Consider the following 16,465-nt stretch of genomic DNA (forward strand, 5'->3'; position numbering starts at 1 on the left):
TGCCTCTCACACCGGGGGCTGCGCCCCCGCCCCGCCGCGCGGGGCTCGTCGGGGCCCCACCCCGGCTCGCCGGGTCCCGTGCGCCGCCGCGGGCGGCTTCGCCGCTAACGCGGTGGCGCCCCGGCGGGCTCGCTTCGCTCGTTGACTGTTCACGAATCATGATCGGTCATCTCGCCCGCCCGTCACGGCTCCCGGTGCAGATCCGGCCGCAGCGCCTGCGCGCCGCGAAGATACACGTGGCTGCGCGGCCCGGCGGAGTCCACGTGCAGGAGCACGCGCACCACCCGGGGCATGGAGCCCGGCACCGGGATCTCCTGGGAGCAGATCATGGGGACGCTCGTCCACCCGGCGACCCGCGCCGAGCGGGCGGGGAAGTCGGCGTCGAGATCGTGCGTCACGGTGAAGATGGCCCAGACGATGTCCGCCGGGCCGATCTCGTTCCGTCGCTCGATCTCACGGCACAGCTCGACGACGGCCTCTTCCATGGCCGGCACGCTGTTCGCCGCGACCTGCGTCGCCCCACGGATTCCGCGCATCGGGAGCGGAGGAGTCTACGGAATGGGCACACCCCTGTCCACCGCGCGGGGCGGCGGCCGGCCGAGGGCGGGCGCGCCCGACGCGCGCGAGGCGCGGCGCGGGCGCGCGGCGCCGGACTTCACCGCGGGTCGGTGTGCGGCGACGGGCCGAGCGGGCGGAGGTCGCCCTGGACAGGCAGCCGCCAGACGCGCTTGCAGCGGCGGCACTTGAGCTCGACCGCCCCCTCGACGACGCGGGCGAGCAGGCTGCCACAGCCGCAGCGGACGTCGTCGCAGCCCTCCGGGGGAGCGGGCACGGCCTCTTCCATGTTGCGAGTGATTCTCATTTTCAACCGGAGCGTAACCGCCCGCGGGCGCTCCTGTCAAACGAGCGGGCGCTGTCCGCCGGGCCCCCGGCGTACCTCATCCTCGCGCCGCGATGGCCTCGGCGAGCGCCACGCGCCGGCGCGCCGCGGCGACGTGCAGCGCCTCGACGAGACGCCCGTCCACCACCACCACCCCCTGCCCCGCCGCCTCCGCGGCGGCGTGCGCGGCGATCACGCGGCGCGCCTCCTCGAGCTCGGCGGCGTCCGGCGCGAACGCGCGGTTCGCGGCGGCGATCGTCCTCGGGTGGATGAGGGTCTTCCCGTCGAAGCCGAGGTCGCGCCCCTGCCGGCAGCTCGCCTCGAGCCCCGCGTCGTCGCCGAGGTCGAGGTGGACGCCGTCGAGCGCGGCGAGGCCGGCGGCGCGCGCGGCGAGCACGATGAGCCCGAGGCTCGTCAGCACCTCGAGCCGTCCCGGCGTGTGGCGCGCGCCGAGGTCCTTCACGAGGTCGCTCGTGCCCGCGACGAGGCAGGCGAGCCGCGGCGAGGCGCGGGCGATCTCGGCGGAGGCGAGGACCCCGCGCGGCGTCTCGATCATGCACCAGAGCGCGAGCCCGTCCGGCGCGCCGGCCGCCGCGAGCGCCGCCTCCGCCGCGTGCACCTCCGCGGCGGACTCGACCTTGGGCAGCACCACCGCGTCCGCGCCGGCGCGCGCCAGGGCCGCGACATCGTCCGCGCCCCACGGCGTCGCGAGCCCGTTCACGCGCACGGCGCGCTCGCGGTGCCCGAAGCCGCCGGCCGCGAGCGCCTCCAGGACGCGCGCGCGGGCCTCGACCTTCGCGGCAGGCGCGACCGCGTCCTCGAGGTCGAGGATGAGGGCGTCGGCGTCGAGCGCGCGCGCCTTCTCGATCGCGCGGGCGTTCGCGCCGGGGACGTAGAGGACGCTGCGACGAGGGCGTACGGGCACGGGGCCTCCTGGGGCGTTCGGCGCCGAGCCTGCCAGAGCGCGCGGGCGCCGCCCAGCCCGCCGTCGCGGGCGGTTGCGAGGAGCCCCCGGGCGCCAAATGCTCCGGGTGTCATGACGCTCACCGCCGCCGTGATCGTGCTCCTCGCCGCGCAGGCGCCTCCCGCTGCGTCCGCTTCCGGGGCGGCTTCCCGGGCGCTCGACCCCCAGCAGCCCGCCGCGGCGGACGCCTCGACGGCGCAGGAGGCGAGCCCCGGCGCCCGGGCCCCGGACGCGGCGGCCGCCACGAAGGCTCCGGGAGGTCCGTCCGGACAGCCGGCAGCGGCTCCTGCGCAGGGCGCAGAGACCTCGCCGCCGAGCGAGGCGTCGCCGGGTGCGCGCGCACGCAACGCGGCGGCGGGCATCGCGCGGCCCGCGGTGGGCGCGGCGGAAGGGGACCGCGCGGCCGCGGATCGCGAGGCGGCGCAGCGCGAGGAGCAGCTCCGGCTCGACGCGCAGGCGCTCGACGACGCGCAGCGCACCGCCGAGCTCGAGCAGCTCCATAAGGAGCTCGAGGACCTGCGCGGCGAGGTCGACTCGCAGCGCGCGCGGGCCGACGCGCTCGAGGCGCGGCTCGCGGCGCGCGAGGCGGAGGAGGCGCGGCGCGAGGCGGCCGCGACCGAGGCGACCGCGGCGCGCGCCCAGGCGACCGGCGCCACGCTCGGCGAGCTCGATCAGGCGATGCGCTCGCTCTCGCAGGGCGACGCGGCGGGCATCGACGCCGCGCTCGCGACGCAGGCGGACGCGCTCGAGCGCACGCGGCGGGACGCACAGACCTTCGGCGCGCGGGACGAGGCGGCGGGGATGGGCGAGAGCTCCGTCCACGTCGCGGAGGCGCGCGAGGCGCTCTCGCGCGGCGACCTCTACTCCGCGCGGCTTGCGCTCTGGCGCGCCGCCCTCGCCGCGCGGGCGGCCAACCGCCTCGCGCAGGAGGGCGCGCCGGCCCAGGGCACCGGCGCAGGCGCCGTCGCGCCCGCGGCGCCGGGGTACTCGGGCTACTGAACGACCGGACGCGCGCAGGCCCTCGTCGCTCGCGGCAGCGCAGGCGCACGAGGCCGGAGCCGAGGCGGGCTACCGCAGCGACGCGCGCCGAGGCGTACTGCCTCCGTACGCCGCAGGCGCAAGGAGCGAGGACGCCCGCCGCAGGTGTGCGCCGTACTAGCCCGGCGGCCATCCCATGCGCCTGCCGCCCATGACGTGCAGGTGGATGTGGAACACGCTCTGGCCGGCGTCGCGGTTGTGGTTCATGACCACCCGGTAGCCTGGGCCGTCGATGCCGCGCGCCTTCGCGATCGCTGCGCCCGCCCGGAAGAGCTTGCCGACGAGCGCGTCGTCGTCCGGGCCGAGATCCATCATCGTCGCGACGTGCTTGCGCGGGACGACGAGCACGTGCGTGGGCGCCTGCGGGTTCACGTCCTCGAACGCGACGGTGTCGGCGTCCTCGTGGACGATCCGCGCGGGGATCTTCTTCTCGACGATCTTGCAGAAGAGGCAGTCGGACATCGGGGAGACCTCCGGGCTAGAACAGGCGGCGCGAGTCGAGCAGGATCGTGACCGGGCCGTCGTTCACGAGCTCGACCTCCATCTGCGCGCGGAAGACGCCGGTCGCGACGGTGAGCCCCTTGTCGCGGAGGCGCGCGCAGACGCGCTCGTAGAGCGCGCTCGCGGTCTCGGGGTTCGCGGCGTCGACGAAGCTCGGCCGGTTGCCCTTGCGCGCGTCGCCGAGCAGCGTGAACTGCGAGACGACGAGCACCCCGCCCCCGACCTCCTGGACGGCGAGGTTCATCTTGCCGCCCTCGTCCTCGAAGATCCGCAGGCCGGCGATCTTCTCGGCGAGGAGGTCCGCGTCGGCGGGCCCGTCCTCGCGCGCGACGCCGAGGAGCACGAGCAGGCCGCGGAAGATCGCCCCGGTGACCCGCCCCTCGACCCGGACCTCGGCCCGGGAGACCCGCTGCACGACCGCGCGCATGGCGTTCCCCATGTCACGCCGGCGCGCCGCGTTCAACGTTCCCGAGCGGGCGACGGGACTCCCAACGGCCGGGCAGGATCCGGCGACCGCCGACGGGCGAAGCCCGAACGCGCGCCGCCTCCCTCGTGGGATCCGCGCGGGGCGGGCGGGTTCCCCGCGGGTGACAGCCCTGGGGGCCCGTGCTAGTCCTCCCGACCCGACGCATGCTCCTCCTCCGCGACGCGCAGAAGTCCGATCTCGCGAGCCTCGCCCGGCTCGCGAAGGTCCTCAACACCGTCAACCTGCCGTACGACGAGCGCGCCCTCGCCCGCATCATCGACCACTCGGTCCGGAGCTTCTCGGGGAAGATCCGCGACCCGCTGCAGCGCTCCTACGTCTTCGTGGCGGAGGAGCCGCGCTCGGGCCGGATCGTCGGCACCTCCATGGTGATCGCCCAGCACGGCACGCGCGAGTCGCCCTGCACGTTCTTCGACGTGTCCGAGCGCGAGCACTACTCGTCGACGATCGACCGGCACTTCAAGCACCAGGTCCTCTCGATCGGCTACCACTTCGACGGGCCGACCGAGATCGGCGGGCTGGTGGTGGATCCGGAGGAGCGCGGCGGCGAGGCGCGCGCCGGCAAGCAGCTCGCCTACGTGCGCTTCCTCTACATGGCGATGTTCCGCGACCGCTTCCGAGAGAAGGTGCTCGCGGAGCTCATGCCGCCGCTCACGAAGGACGGCCGCAGCGCGTTCTGGGAGGCGTTCGGCAAGCGCTTCACCGACCTCGACTACCAGACCGCCGACAAGAAGAGCCGCGAGAACAAGGAGTTCATCCAGCAGCTCTTCCCGCCGGTGGACGTGTACGCCACCCTGTTCCCGGAGCAGGTGCAGAAGAACCTCGGCAAGGTGGGCCCCGCCACCGAGCCCGTGCGGCGGATGCTCGACCGGCTCGGCTTCCACTACGTGAGCCGCATCGACCCGTTCGACGGCGGGCCGCACTACGAGGCGCGCCTCGAGGACGTGACGCTCGTGCGCGCCTACCGCCGGGCGAAGCTCTCGGAGGAGCCTCTCGAGCGCGACGGCGAGGAGCGGCTCGTCGGGCTCTACCGGACGGAGGGGAAGATCCGCTTCCGCGCCGTGCGTACCCCGGCGCGGATCGACGGCGAGATGGTGCGCATCCCCGCGAAGTCGCGCGAGATTCTGGGTGCGGAGCCGGGCGAGCGGCTCCACCTCGTGCCGTTCGAGTAGCCGCCGCGGCCCCGCCCCCCCGGTCTCCACGGAGCGCGAAGCAACCCCGGGTGAGGGAAGACCCTTTCGAGCGTCAGAGGGCTGCGCTAGAAGCGTCGCCCCATGAACCTCTCCTCTCTCCTCCGAGGCCTCCTCGCGATCGCGCTCGTCGCGCTCGCGCCCGCCGCGCGCGCTGGCGGGTTCTCCACCACGAACGTCCAGCTGCTCCAGGGCTACAACTTCGACGACGCGCTCGGCAACTACGACCATGGGCGCCTCACGACGCTGACGCTCAACCACTTCTCCACGTGGGAGCACGGCGACAGCTTCTTCTTCACGGACCTGACCCGCGGCCGCGTGGGCGGCGAGGACGCGACGGGCGCCTACGTCGAGTGGCACCCGCGCCTGTTCCTGAACGACCTGCTCGGCCAGAAGGCGCCGCTGGGCGGCATCATCCGGAACTGGGGACTCGCGGGCGAGGTGAACCAGGGCTCCAACTTCTACGCCTACCTCGGCGGCGTCGGGTTCGACTTCGTCGCGCCCCCGGGCTGGGTGCTGGGCCTGAACCTCTACTACCGCTACGACAAGTTCGCCGATCACCAGTGGCAGATCTCGCCGTACTGGACGGTGCCGTTCGCCGTCGGCCCGGTGCCGTTCCTCTTCACGGGCTTCGTCGACGTGAACGGCACGAAGGACGGCGCGCGCGACAACGCCGTCGAGATCTGGGCGCAGCCCGAGCTGCTCGTCGACGTGCTCGGCGTCGCGGGCGGCCCGAAGGGCAAGCTCCACGCCGGCGTCGAGTGGTTCATCCACCGCGGCTACGGCTTCGGCGAGACGGAGGCGACGGTGACCTCCTCCCCGCAGATCATGGTGCAGTGGACGATCTTCTAGCCCGCACGTCCTGACACCTGCCGCACCGGGGCCGCGCCCTCCCTCGAGGAGGCGCGGCCCTTCGCTTCTTCCGGGACGATCAGACCCGCACGAACGTCGCGAGCCAGGCCTTCGCGCCGCCGGGGTGGATGAGGCTCTCGAACAGGGCCGGGCGGATGCGCACCATCGCGAAGATCGATCGGAACGTCGAGCGGAGGTCGTACTCCGCGACCCGGCGCGGGCCCTGGCCGGGCGGCTCCGCGTCGGAGAAGCAGAGGATGTGGAGCATGCCGCCGGGCGAGAGCACCTCGGTGAGCGACTCCGCGTACGGGCGGCGCTCCTCGTCCGAGAAGACGTGGAAGAGCCCGCAGTCGACGACCGTCTCGACGCGCAGGTGCAGGCGCCCGAGCTGGAGCGCGTCGGCGACGTGGAACGCCACCGGCAGCCCGCGCTCGGCGGCCTTCTGGCGCGCGCCCTCGATGGCGGCGGGCGAGCCGTCCACGCCGACGACGCGCCGGCCGAGGCTCGCGAGGTGGAGGGCGTTCTCGCCGGTGCCGCAGCCAACGTCGAGCACGGTGCCCTTCACCTCGCCCTCCTCGGCGAGCTTCACGATCTCGGGCTGCGGCCGGCCGATGTCCCAGGGCGGCGTCCCTGCCTGGTAGGCGGCCTCGAAGTCGCGGCGCGGTCCCTCGGACATCTCGCTCCCTCGCTCGTCTCCGCCGGCGGCGCGCGGCGGGCGGCCAGCGCACGGACGGCGGTCCGTTCTTCTTGTCGCCCCTCCCGCGCGCACGCAAGAGCGCTCGTCGACCGCGACCGCGATTGCGACGCCCGACCTCGACCTCGACCCCGACCCCGACCCGTACCGCGACCGCGACCCCGATCGCGGGAGCCGCCGCGCCCTCGCGAGTGACCGCCCGCTCGCCCGCTCCCCGTCGGGTGGCGACCGGGGACGGGTGGTGCTACGTTCCGCGACCGAATGTCCCGTGCGCTCGATGTCGGCGCCGGGGCGACGCGGGGCGGGGCCGGGTACCGGTTCCCGGCGCTCGTCTGGTCGCTCCTGCACGTCCCGCTCTTCCTCGCCCTGTACGCGACCTCGATCGCGGCGGCGGTCCGCAACGCGCCCGCGGCGTACCGGGCGCCGCTGTGGCCCACCTTCCTGCCCCAGGCGGCGCTCCTCGCGCTCGGCGCGTTCGCGGTCGCCCTCCCCTTCTCGCTGCGCCCGCGCGCCTACCGCTTCGCCGCGCCCGCCGTGCTCGGGCTCGCGACGAGCGTCGTCGCGCTCGACAGCCGGATCTTCGGGGCGGTCGGCTTCCACATGAACGGCTTCTTCGTGCGCGTGCTGTTCCAGCCGTACGCGCTGAAGGAGACCGGCGTGTCTCCGGGCGACGTCGCGATGTTCCTCGCGCTCGCCGCGCTCTTCGTGGCGCTCGACGTCGCGGTGGGCGCCTGGTTCATCCGGCGCTTCGCGACCGGGCGGCGGGCGTGGACCCTCGCGCTCACGCTCGTCCTCGCGGCCGCGGCGGAGCGCGTCTACGGGGCGGGGCTCGTCTACCTCGGCGGCCCGGCGATGTTCGCCGCCTCCGGAGTCCTGCCGCTCCAGGTGCCGGTACGGATGGGCGGCATCTACTCGCGCCTCTTCGGGAAGCGGGCGGTGGACCAGTTCGCCGGCCAGGAGTCGCTCCGGCTGCCCGCCGGGATCGCGCCGCAGGAGATCCGCTTCACGCGCAGGCCGGACGTGCTGTTCATCGTCGCGGAGAGCCTCCCCGCGACGCACCTCGCGCCCGACGTCATGCCGAACCTCTGGCGCCGCTCCGAGGCCGGCGCGCGCTTCACGCGCCACTACGCGGGCGCGGTCGCGACGCACTACACGATCTTCAGCCTCCTCTACGGGCTCCAGGCGCAGAAGCTCGAGGCGACCCTCGGCGCGGGCCGCCGCCCGGTGCTCTTCCCGGCGCTGCGCGAGAACGGATACGCCGTGAAGGCGCTCTCCGCCTCCTGCCTCGACTGGATGGACCTCCGCGAGACGGTGTTCGCGGGCGTCTCCGCCGAGGACCTCAAGAACCGCTGCGACGGCGAGGGCTGGGGGGATCGCGATCCGCAGCTCCTCGCGGACGCGCGGAAGATGGCCGAGGCGGTCCCGCGCGAGCAGCCGCTCTTCATGTTCGTCTTCCTGTACGGGACGCACTTCAACTACTTCTACCCGCCCGGCCAGGAGCCGTTCCGGCCGGCCTGGGACGGCGCGGGGGGCATCAAGGCCACCACCGCCCCCGCGGACCAGATCCGCAACCGCGCGAAGAACGCGGCCTACGCGCTCGACGGGACCCTGGAGGAGTTCCTCTCCTGGTTCGAGCGGACCCGCGGGAAGAAGCCCCTCGTGCTCTTCACCGGCGATCACGGCGAGGAGTTCCGGGAGAAGGGTCACCTCGGCCACGGCTCGGCGGTGACGAACGAGCAGATCCACGTGCCGTTCGTGGTGCTCGGCGAGGGGATCCCCGCGGGCGTGCACGACGCGCCGACGAGCCACGTCGACTTCGTCCCGACGATCTTCTCTCTGCTCGGCGACACGCACCCGCCGTCGCTCCACTCCGACGGCCTCTCCGCGTTCGACTCCCCCGACGATCGCTTCGTGCTCTCGACCGTCGGCTGGGAGCCGCGCTACGCGGTGGTCGGCAAGGACCTCAAGGTGACGGTGTTCGCCGGCCTCGCCGGCGCGAGCGTCACCGATCCCGAGGACCGGCCGCTCCCCGACGGCAGCGCCCGCCTCGCCGCGAACGCGGGAAAGATCATGCGCGCGATGCGCGGCGAGGAGGTCGCCCCCGCGCACGCGGCGCGCCCGCTCCCCGCCTCCGCGACGGCGGGCGAGCAGCGGCGTTAGCGCTCCGCGGGCGGGTGAGAGGCGCACGAGACCGGAGCCCAGGCGGGCGACCGCAGCGACGCGCGCCGAGGCGTACCTCTCCTTGAAGCCGCGCACAGCGGCGCCTGGCAGTGCGCCGCAGGCGCAAGGAGCGAGGACGCCCGCCGCAGGCCCGGGATCGTGCGCCGAGCTAAGCGTGCAGCTCGACCACGTCCCCGTCGGCCAGCACATGGTGCCGATCGACCTGCTGCCCCTCGAAGCGCGCGTGGCCCCAGATCCGCGCGAACTTGAGGTGGGCAGCGACCTCGTGGTGCACGACGAGCGCGAGGTCGTGCACGGTCGCGCCGGCGGGGAGCACGAAGGGCTTCCCGAGATCCGGCTTCTTCCCCGGCTCCTTCGTGTGGACGCGGATCCGGCCGAGGGCGCGGAAGAGCTCGGGCCGCAGCGCGTCGAGGCCGTCCCCGCGCGTCGCTGACACCGCGAAGAACGGCAGGTGCTCGCCGACCGCCTCGCGCGCGAGCGCCGCGAACGTGCCGTCCTCGTCGAGATCGCGGCGCGTCGCGACGACGAGCACCGGGCGGGCGACGAGGAGCGGCGAGGCGTCAGGCGGGAGCGCGCGGCCGCGCGGCCAGACGTGCCCGCGCGAGAGGACCTCCAGCACCGCCGCGAACGCCGCCTCGACGTCGTCGGCGGTCGGGTCGAGCACGACGACCACGCCGTCCGCGCCCTGCGCGAGGTTCGGCAAGTAGGCCTCGGTGTGGCCGGGCGCGACGGGCGGCGTGTCGACGAGCTGCACCTGCACGTCCTCGAACGCCATCATCCCCGGCAGCGGCGCGCGCGTCGTGAACGGGTACTCGCCGACCTCGGGGTGCGCGTGCGTGAGCGCGGCGAGGAGCGAGGACTTGCCGGCGTTGGGCGGCCCGAGGAGCACCCACTGGCCGGCCCCCTCTCGGCGCACGTGCGCGGGGTCGGCGCGGTGGACGCCGCTCGCGCGCGCGCGCTCGCCCTCCTCCTCGAGCTTGGCGAGCCGCTTCTTGAGATCGGCGTGGAGCTTCTCCGTTCCCTTGTGCTTCGGGAGGAGCGCGATCATCTCGCGGAGCGCCTCGCGCTTGTCGTCGTGGCTCGCCGCCTCGCGAAAGCGGAGCTCCGCGTCCTTGTACTGGGCGGTGAGGTTCGCGGGCACGGAGGTGATCGTGGCGGCCTCCGCCGCGTACCGGGGCGCGGTCATCGCGGGCCGGACCCGCGTGGGCCACACCGAGCGGGCGGGCGCCCGCTCTGCGGGTCGCTCGGCGCGACCGCCAGCGAGGCGCACGAGACCCGAGACGGCCGGGTGTCGTGCGCCGCAGCTAGCCGACCAGCACCGTCCCCGCGCTCCCCGGGTCCAAGACCGCGCGGGCGAGGTCGCCCTCGCCGAGCTTCCCCACGATGACGACCGACTTCGCCCCGGAGGCGAGGACCGCGAACGACTCGTCGAGCTTGGGGATCATCCCGCCCGAGATCGTCCCGTCCGCCACCATCCGCTCGAACTCGGCGTGGGTGATGCGAGGGATGCGCGACGAAGGATCGGCGACGTCGCGGAGGACGCCCGGGGTGGAGGTGACGAGCACGAGCGCGTCCGCCCCGAGCGCGCCGGCGAGCTGGCTCGCGACCGTGTCGCCGTTGATGTTCAGCATCTGCCCCTGCGCGTCGCAGCCGAGGCAGGCGATGACCGGGACGTAGCGCCGCTCGAAGAGGTCGCCGAGGAGCGGCAGGTTGAACCCGAGCACGTCGCCGACGAGGCCGAGGTCGACCGGCTCGGGTCCGGCGCCCTTCATGACGCGGGGCGGGCGGCGGCGCGCCTGGATCATGTGCCCGCTCGCGCCGTGGAGCCCCACGCCCATGACGCCGCTCGCGAGCAGCCGCGCGCAGAGATCGACGTTGAGCTGCCCGGCGACGACGTACTTCATCACCTCGAGGGTCTGCGCGTCGGTGTAGCGGCGGCCGGCCACCATCCGCGTCTCGAGGCCGAGCGTCTTCTGGAGCGCGGTCGCCTGCGGCCCGCCGCCGTGGACGATCGCCACGCGGTTGAAGCCGTCGACGAGCGTGCGCAGGTCGCGGGCGATGACGGAGAGCTCGGGCGCGTGGACGATCTCGCCCCCGAGCTTCAGCACGATGGTCTTCATGGCGGCCACGGGCCCGGGTCGGCGAGCGAGGCCTTCTCGTCGAGCCCGAGGATGAGGTTCATGTTCTGGATCGCCTGCCCCGCCCCGCCCTTCACGAGGTTGTCGGTCGCGCCGAAGCAGGTGACGGTGCGCCGCCCCGCGCGCGCCGCGCCGGCGGAGACGCCCACCTCGGCGTAGTTCGAGCCGGACACCGCGGCGACCTCCGGCAGGCGCCTCCTCGGCACCCGCACGAACGGCTCGCCGGCGTAGGTCTCGCGGAAGAGCCGATCGAGCCGCTCCTGCGTCCACTCCTCCGGCAGCTCGAGGAAGGCGGTCGCGAAGATGCCGCGCGAGAGCGGCGCCGAGACCGGCACGAAGCGGAGCGCGAGGTCCCTCGCCCCCGCCTGCGCCAGCGTCTCGGTGATCTCCGGGACGTGCTGGTGCTCGAGCGGCTTGTAGGTGCGGAGGTTGTTCGCGCGGACCGGGTGGTGCGTGCCGGCCGACGGCGCGACGCCCGAGCCGGACGAGCCGGTGATGCCCTGCACGTGGACGACGCCCTCGAGGAGCCCGGCCCTCGCGAGCGGCAGGAGCGCGAGCTCGATCGTGGTCGCGAAGCAGCCGGGCGAGGCGACGAAGCGGGCGGCGCGGATCCGCTCGCGGTTCAGCTCGGGGAGGCCGTAGACGAAGTCGCGGAGCCGCTCGGGGCAGGGGTGCGTGTGCTTGTACCAGCGCTCGTACGCGGCGACGTCCTTCAGCCGGAAGTCGCCGCTCATGTCCACGACCTTGAGGCCGGGGAGCGCGGCGAGCTCGGGGACCTTGGACGCGGCGACCGTGTGCGGGAGGCCGAGGAGGACGACGTCCACCCCCTGCGCCGCCTCGGCGGGCGGGACGCCCTCGAAGACGAGGTCGGTCACCCCCTCGAGCGCCGGATCCGCCGCGGCGAGCGGCTCGCCCACGAAGTCGATCGAGGCGACGCGGACGAGCTCCACGTCGGGGTGGATGAGGAGGCGGCGGATCATCTCCGCGCCGCCGTAGCCCGAGCCGCCGATCACCGCGGCCCGGTAGCGCTTGCCCGGTGCCATGCGCCGCCCTTATACCGGGGTCTCCCGCGCCCGGCCAGCCGCCGGCGCGGTCCGCCGAGGGCGAGGTCGCCCCCGCGCTCGCGAACCCGGAGGCTCGACGCCCATGGCCGGCCGCATCGACGACGCCCTCACCTGGCTCGCGGGCCAGCGCGGCGCGATCGAGTCGCTCCTCGAGCGGCTCGTCGCGGTCAACTCCTTCACCGCCAACAAGGCCGGCGTTCAGGCGGTCGCGAACCTCGTCGCCGGGCAGCTCCGCACGCTCGGTCTCTCCGTCGAGCTCCGCCCGTCCGCGCGCTTCGGCCCGCACCTGCTCTTCAGTGGCCCGGCGGAAGGGGCGCCGGTGTTCCTCATCGGCCATACGGACACGGTCTTCCCGCCGGGCACGTTCGAGGGCTTCCGGCGCGAGGGCAGCCGCGCGGTGGGGCCGGGCGTCTTCGACATGAAGGGCGGGATCGCGGTGATGCTCTTCGGGCTCGTCGCCGCGAAGCGCGCCGGCCTCCTCGAGCGCGTGCCGGTGAAGGGCATCCTCGTCGCCGACGAGGAGGTGGGCTCCCCCGAGTCGCAACCGCTCATCCGCGCCCACGCGCAGGGCGCCGCCTGCGCGCTCGGCTTCGAGTCGGGCCGGCCGGGCGATCTGCTCGTCACGCGGCGCAAGGGCGTCGGCTCGCTCCACGCCGAGGCGCGCGGCGTCGCCGCCCACGCCGGGAACGAGCACGACAAGGGCCGGAACGCGATCTGGTCGATCGCGCGCTTCATCGACCGCGTCCAGGCGCTCACCGACTACGAGCGCGGCCTCACCGCGAGCGTCGGGCTCGTCTCCGGCGGCACGACGAAGAACACCGTGCCGGCCGAGGCGCGCTGCGACGTGGACCTGCGCTTCGAGACGGTGGAGGACGGGCAGCGGCTCGGCGAGGCGGTCCAGGCGATCGCCGCGGAGGCCGCCGTCCCCGGCACGACGATCGAGCTCTCGCGCGGCGGCTGGCGCGATCCGCTCGAGCGCACGCAGGCGTCCTCGGCGCTCGCCAAGGAGTACGGCGACTGCCAGCGCGCGAGCGGCCTCGGCCTCGGAGAGGCGCAGCTCGTCGGCGGCGGCTCCGACGCCTGCACCACCGGCGCGGCGGGGATCCCGTCGATCGACGGCCTCGGCCCGCGCGGGAAGGGCTTCCACACCCTGGCCGAGGAGGTGGACCTCTCGACCCTCGTGCCGAAGGCGACCGCGTTCCTGCGCTTCCTCGCGCGGCGCGGGTGAAATGATCCAGCGGGGGCTGCGCCAGGCTTCGCCCCCGCCCCGCCGCTGCTCCCGGGCCCTCGCGTCAGCTCACCGCGCCGGCTGCGGCGCCGGGCTCCTGCTCCGCGCCCGCCGGCGCGGCGCCGTCCCGAACGCCTCGTCCGCCGCCCGGAGCCGCCAGCGCTCGAGCTCGTCGCGCTGGCGCCGGGCGCGCGCCTCGAGCGCCTCGAGGTCGAACCCTTCGAGCCGCGCGTCCCGCCGCTGCGCGCGGGCGAGCGCGTTCCAGAGCCCGCGCCGCGACTCCGACCCGGCCGTGAGCGCCTCGAGCTCCCAGACGCGCGAGAGCGGCGAGTAGGAGAGGAGGCGCCCGTTCGGCTTCAGCCTTCCGGCGAGCTCGCCCAGCATCACCGCCGCCTCCTTGAGCCCGCTCGGCGAGCCGCCGAGCGCGCGCAGGACGTCCCGGAGCAGCTCCCGCTCCTCCTGCAGCTCTGGGAGGAGGCGCTCGAGCAGCCCCGCGTAGGACGAGCCGCGGTTCTCGCCGAGCGCCCGGCGAGCGAGCCGGACGCCGCCGAGCGACAGGGCGAGGTGATCTTCCACGTAGCACGCGATGAGGTCCACGCCGGGAAGATGCGGCCGGACGCGCGCCGATGCTCGAGGCGCGACGCCTCAGCGGGCGAGCACGGCCGCCCGGCCCCAGCATGCGACGACGCGCCGCCCGGCCGCGAGGGCCGCCGGGCCGTCGCCGGGGCCGTAGCGCGCGACCGTGAAGCGCGGCCCGCGCGCGGGCAGCTCGCCGAACGCAGGGTCGACCGGGACGTAGCGATCGCCGTCGCGCACCTCCGCCCAGGCGTGCCAGACGAAGCGCGCGCCGTCCCAGGCGACCCCGAGCGCGGTGCGCCCGTCGTGTCCGCGCGCTGCGGCCCGGGCGAGGTAGGCGGCGGTCTTCTCCCGGCAGCTCTCCCCCGGCGCGGCGGGCGCGGGGAGCCGCGAGACCGGCGCGGGCGGCGGCGGATCGAGCGGCACGCCGCAGAAGCTCGCCGCGCGGGCGGGATCGGCCGGGCCCGTCACGCGGACCGCGAGGGACGGCGGCCGCGGCGGGACGGCGGCCCGCACGTCGCGCACGAAGCGCGTCCCCTGCTCGGGGAGCTCGATCGCCGCCGGGAAGCCGCCCGGACCGGGCGCGACCCGCTCGCGCACGCCGAGCACGGTCGCGCCGAGCACGCCTCCCTCCCACGCGCCGCACGCCCGGCCGAGGACGAGCGTCTCCTCCTCGAACGCCTCGAGGCAGACGGTCCCCTCGCCCTCCCTCGCGGCCGAGGCGAGCAGGCTCTCGGCGAGCGCCGCCGGGACGCGGCCCGCGGGCGCGGCGTCCCGCGTGACCGCTCGGTCGCGCGTCCGGCGGATCCCGCCGGTGGCACGGCCGTCGCGATCGACGTCGGTCTCGAAGCGACGCGCGGTCACCGCGCCCCCGGCCTCCTCCGGGAGGCGCAGGCGCGTCTCGAAGACCACCTGGCAGCGTGGGCCCTCGCAGCGCACGACGAGCTCGGCCGCGCCGATCGTCTCGCCACCCACCTCCACGCGGTAGCGCGCGGTCCCCTCGGGCAGCGCCAGCGCCGCGAGCAGGGCGACGGTCGAGGCGATGCTCACCGCTTCTCTCCGGCTGCGCGGGCAACCTTCCGCGCCGCACGGCTCCGTGCGCGTCGCCACGCGAGGCCCGCGAGGGCGAGCGCGGCGCCGATCGCGACGGCGATCCAGGCGGCGTGGGTGTAGCGCTCGAAGAGGAGCACGAGCTCCTCCAGGTTGCGGGCGAACAGCGCACCCGCCGCGAGGAGCACCGCGTTCCAGAGCGCCGCGGAGAGGCCGCCGTAGAGGAGCACCCGACGGAGCGGGATCCCGGACGCGCCCGCGGCGAGGAAGAGAAAGGCGCGGAGCCCCGGGAAGAAGCGGTTCGCGACGAGGAGGAGCGCGCCCCAGCGCCGGTAGCTCGCCTCGAAGCGCAGCAGCCGCTCCTCGGAGAGCGGCCGCCGGCGCGCGAGGCTCCGATCGAGGCGGCGCCCGAGCGCGGCGCCGATCCGGTAATCGACCCAGGCGCCGAGCACCGCGCCGGCGGTGACCGAGACGAAGGTCGCCGGCCAGGAGAGCTCGCCGTGCACCGCGTACCAGGCGCCGAGCACGACGACGAGGTCGCCGGGGAACGGCGGGAACACGTACTCGACGAAGCTCGCCGCGAAGAGGATGAGGGGCGCCACCGGCCCGGTGCGCGAGACGGCGTCGGCGAGCGTCTGGGCGAGCCCGGTGAGCGAGGCCACGCGCGGATGTTACACACGAGTCCACGCCGGGGCGATCCCGTCTTCCGGCCCGCACCCGCGCCCGCCGGACCGATCGGCGCGCCGGCGTGCTATTCCCTCGCCGTGGACCGCCGCCGCTCCCTCGCGCTCACCGCCGCGCTGGCTGGCCTGTGGCTCGCGGCCGGCTACGTCAACGTCGCGCGCGGCGCGGCCCACGCCGGCGCCGGCTACCGGTTCTGGTCGTTCCAGCACCACTGCTACTCCGACGTCATCGCGCTGCACGGCGATCGCTACCTCGGGGGCGCGCACCCGCTCCCCTACCTCGAGGATCGGATCGAGTACCCGGTCCTGCTCGGGCTCGCGCTCTGGCTGCCGTCGTACGTCCCGGGGGGCGCGCTCGGGCACTTCACCGCGACCTACCTCTTCCTCGCCGCCTGCCTCGCCCTGACGCTCGTGGCGCTCGCGCGGCTCCCCGGCGCGCGCCCCTGGTGGCTCGGCGCGACGCCCGCGCTCGTCTATTACGCCGGGCTCAACTGGGATCTCCTCCCCATCGCGCTCGTCGCCCTGGGGCTCCTCGCGGAGGAGCGCGGCCGGGCCGGGGCGAGCGGGGCGGCGGCAGCGCTCGGCGTCTCGGCGAAGCTCTTCCCCGCGACGCTCGTCCCGCCCGCCCTCGCCGCGCTCGCGGCGGGTCCTCGCCCGCGCGGGCTCCTCCGCTACGCGGCGGTCCTCGGCGGGCTCGTCCTCGCCGTGAACCTCCCGTTCGCGCTCGCCGCGCCGGAGCGCTGGAGCTGGTTCTTCCGGTTCAACGCCGGGCGGGGGGCGGAGAACTCGATCTGGGACGCCCTCGCCGTCCCACGCGGGCCGCTCCTCGAGGCGCTCTCCGCCGGTCCGCTCGCCCTCGCCGCGCTCGCGGGGGCCGCCGCCACCGCCCTCGCCGCCCGCCGCGGTGGCGACGCGGCGCGCGCGGCGCGGCTCGCGACGGCG

General features: G+C 75.2%; 18 protein-coding genes. 6 read left to right on the top strand and 12 right to left on the bottom strand.

The genetic code is table 11. The features are described 5' to 3' along the window. Window positions 1-182: 182 nt before the first annotated feature. From aroH to MNY62_RS22635, 3 genes are all read right to left on the bottom strand, one after another. The gene (gene aroH, locus MNY62_RS22625; protein WP_242346607.1) at window positions 183-536 is read right to left on the bottom strand and encodes a chorismate mutase; all 354 of its coding nucleotides are present in this window, start codon (window positions 534-536) and stop codon (window positions 183-185) included. 119 nt (window positions 537-655) lie between these two features. Further along, window positions 656-844 carry a hypothetical protein gene (locus MNY62_RS22630; RefSeq protein WP_242346608.1) on the bottom strand — a complete coding sequence of 63 codons (189 nt, stop codon included), beginning with the start codon at window positions 842-844 and terminating at the stop codon, window positions 656-658. Between the two features lie 94 nt (window positions 845-938). Then, window positions 939-1,805 carry an HpcH/HpaI aldolase/citrate lyase family protein gene (locus MNY62_RS22635; protein ID WP_242346609.1) on the bottom strand — a complete coding sequence of 289 codons (867 nt, stop codon included), beginning with the start codon at window positions 1,803-1,805 and terminating at the stop codon, window positions 939-941. Window positions 1,806-1,916: 111 nt separating this feature from the next. On the opposite strand from MNY62_RS22635, the gene MNY62_RS22640 reads away from it, so the two are divergent. After that, the gene (locus MNY62_RS22640; protein WP_242346610.1) at window positions 1,917-2,843 is read left to right on the top strand and encodes a helicase SNF2; all 927 of its coding nucleotides are present in this window, start codon (window positions 1,917-1,919) and stop codon (window positions 2,841-2,843) included. A gap of 156 nt (window positions 2,844-2,999) precedes the next feature. On the opposite strand, the gene MNY62_RS22645 is transcribed toward MNY62_RS22640, so the two are convergent. Both MNY62_RS22645 and dtd read right to left on the bottom strand, forming a co-directional pair. After that, a complete protein-coding gene (locus MNY62_RS22645; RefSeq protein ID WP_242346611.1) occupies window positions 3,000-3,344 on the bottom strand; it encodes a histidine triad nucleotide-binding protein in 345 nt (114 codons plus the stop codon). 16 nt (window positions 3,345-3,360) lie between these two features. After that, window positions 3,361-3,810, bottom strand: a complete 450-nt coding sequence (gene dtd, locus MNY62_RS22650) for a D-aminoacyl-tRNA deacylase (RefSeq protein ID WP_242346612.1) — start codon at window positions 3,808-3,810, stop codon at window positions 3,361-3,363. A 203-nt stretch (window positions 3,811-4,013) separates the two neighbouring features. Here dtd and MNY62_RS22655 point away from each other — a divergent pair, with 203 nt between their 5' ends. Together MNY62_RS22655 and MNY62_RS22660 are read left to right on the top strand one after the other, a co-directional pair. Then, the gene (locus tag MNY62_RS22655) at window positions 4,014-5,039 is read left to right on the top strand and encodes an arginine N-succinyltransferase (RefSeq protein WP_242346613.1); all 1,026 of its coding nucleotides are present in this window, start codon (window positions 4,014-4,016) and stop codon (window positions 5,037-5,039) included. Between the two features lie 102 nt (window positions 5,040-5,141). Next, a complete protein-coding gene (locus tag MNY62_RS22660; RefSeq protein WP_242346614.1) occupies window positions 5,142-5,909 on the top strand; it encodes an ion channel protein Tsx in 768 nt (255 codons plus the stop codon). 79 nt (window positions 5,910-5,988) lie between these two features. Here the strand turns inward: MNY62_RS22660 and MNY62_RS22665 are convergent, their stop codons facing one another. Continuing rightward, on the bottom strand, window positions 5,989-6,585 hold the full coding sequence (locus tag MNY62_RS22665; protein ID WP_242346615.1) for a class I SAM-dependent methyltransferase: 597 nt from the start codon (window positions 6,583-6,585) through the stop codon (window positions 5,989-5,991). A 279-nt stretch (window positions 6,586-6,864) separates the two neighbouring features. On the opposite strand from MNY62_RS22665, the gene MNY62_RS22670 reads away from it, so the two are divergent. Beyond that, window positions 6,865-8,763, top strand: coding sequence for a sulfatase-like hydrolase/transferase (locus MNY62_RS22670; RefSeq protein ID WP_242346616.1), 1,899 nt, complete (start codon window positions 6,865-6,867; stop codon window positions 8,761-8,763). A 169-nt stretch (window positions 8,764-8,932) separates the two neighbouring features. Here the strand turns inward: MNY62_RS22670 and MNY62_RS22675 are convergent, their stop codons facing one another. From MNY62_RS22675 to argC, 3 genes are all read right to left on the bottom strand, one after another. After that, window positions 8,933-9,970 (bottom strand): GTPase, encoded by a 1,038-nt coding sequence (locus MNY62_RS22675; protein ID WP_242346617.1) that lies wholly within the window; start codon window positions 9,968-9,970, stop codon window positions 8,933-8,935. Window positions 9,971-10,088: 118 nt separating this feature from the next. Beyond that, window positions 10,089-10,904, bottom strand: coding sequence for an acetylglutamate kinase (gene argB, locus MNY62_RS22680; protein WP_242346624.1), 816 nt, complete (start codon window positions 10,902-10,904; stop codon window positions 10,089-10,091). Further along, window positions 10,901-11,965, bottom strand: coding sequence for an N-acetyl-gamma-glutamyl-phosphate reductase (argC, locus tag MNY62_RS22685; RefSeq protein WP_242346618.1), 1,065 nt, complete (start codon window positions 11,963-11,965; stop codon window positions 10,901-10,903). Before argC ends, argB begins: the two co-directional genes overlap by 4 nt. Window positions 11,966-12,068: 103 nt before the next feature. Between argC and MNY62_RS22690 the strand changes: the two genes are divergently transcribed. Continuing rightward, on the top strand, window positions 12,069-13,214 hold the full coding sequence (locus tag MNY62_RS22690) for a M20 family metallopeptidase (RefSeq protein ID WP_242346619.1): 1,146 nt from the start codon (window positions 12,069-12,071) through the stop codon (window positions 13,212-13,214). 69 nt (window positions 13,215-13,283) lie between these two features. On the opposite strand, the gene MNY62_RS22695 is transcribed toward MNY62_RS22690, so the two are convergent. Genes MNY62_RS22695 through MNY62_RS22705 form a run of 3 tightly spaced genes read right to left on the bottom strand, consistent with a single transcriptional unit; the run spans window position 13,284 to window position 15,502 of the window. Next, complete coding sequence (locus MNY62_RS22695; RefSeq protein ID WP_242346620.1) at window positions 13,284-13,811, bottom strand: hypothetical protein; 528 nt, start codon at window positions 13,809-13,811, stop codon at window positions 13,284-13,286. Between the two features lie 48 nt (window positions 13,812-13,859). Continuing rightward, the gene (locus MNY62_RS22700) at window positions 13,860-14,840 is read right to left on the bottom strand and encodes a transglutaminase domain-containing protein (protein ID WP_242346621.1); all 981 of its coding nucleotides are present in this window, start codon (window positions 14,838-14,840) and stop codon (window positions 13,860-13,862) included. After that, window positions 14,837-15,502, bottom strand: a complete 666-nt coding sequence (locus MNY62_RS22705; protein ID WP_242346622.1) for a DedA family protein — start codon at window positions 15,500-15,502, stop codon at window positions 14,837-14,839. The genes MNY62_RS22700 and MNY62_RS22705 overlap by 4 nt, the downstream gene beginning before the upstream one ends. A 102-nt stretch (window positions 15,503-15,604) precedes the next feature. Here MNY62_RS22705 and MNY62_RS22710 point away from each other — a divergent pair. Continuing rightward, window positions 15,605-16,465 (top strand): hypothetical protein (locus MNY62_RS22710; RefSeq protein ID WP_242346623.1); only part of this gene is annotated, 861 nt, incomplete at its 3' end.

The sequence above is a fragment of the Anaeromyxobacter terrae genome (assembly GCF_022690685.1).
GTDB lineage: Bacteria > Myxococcota > Myxococcia > Myxococcales > Anaeromyxobacteraceae > Anaeromyxobacter > Anaeromyxobacter terrae.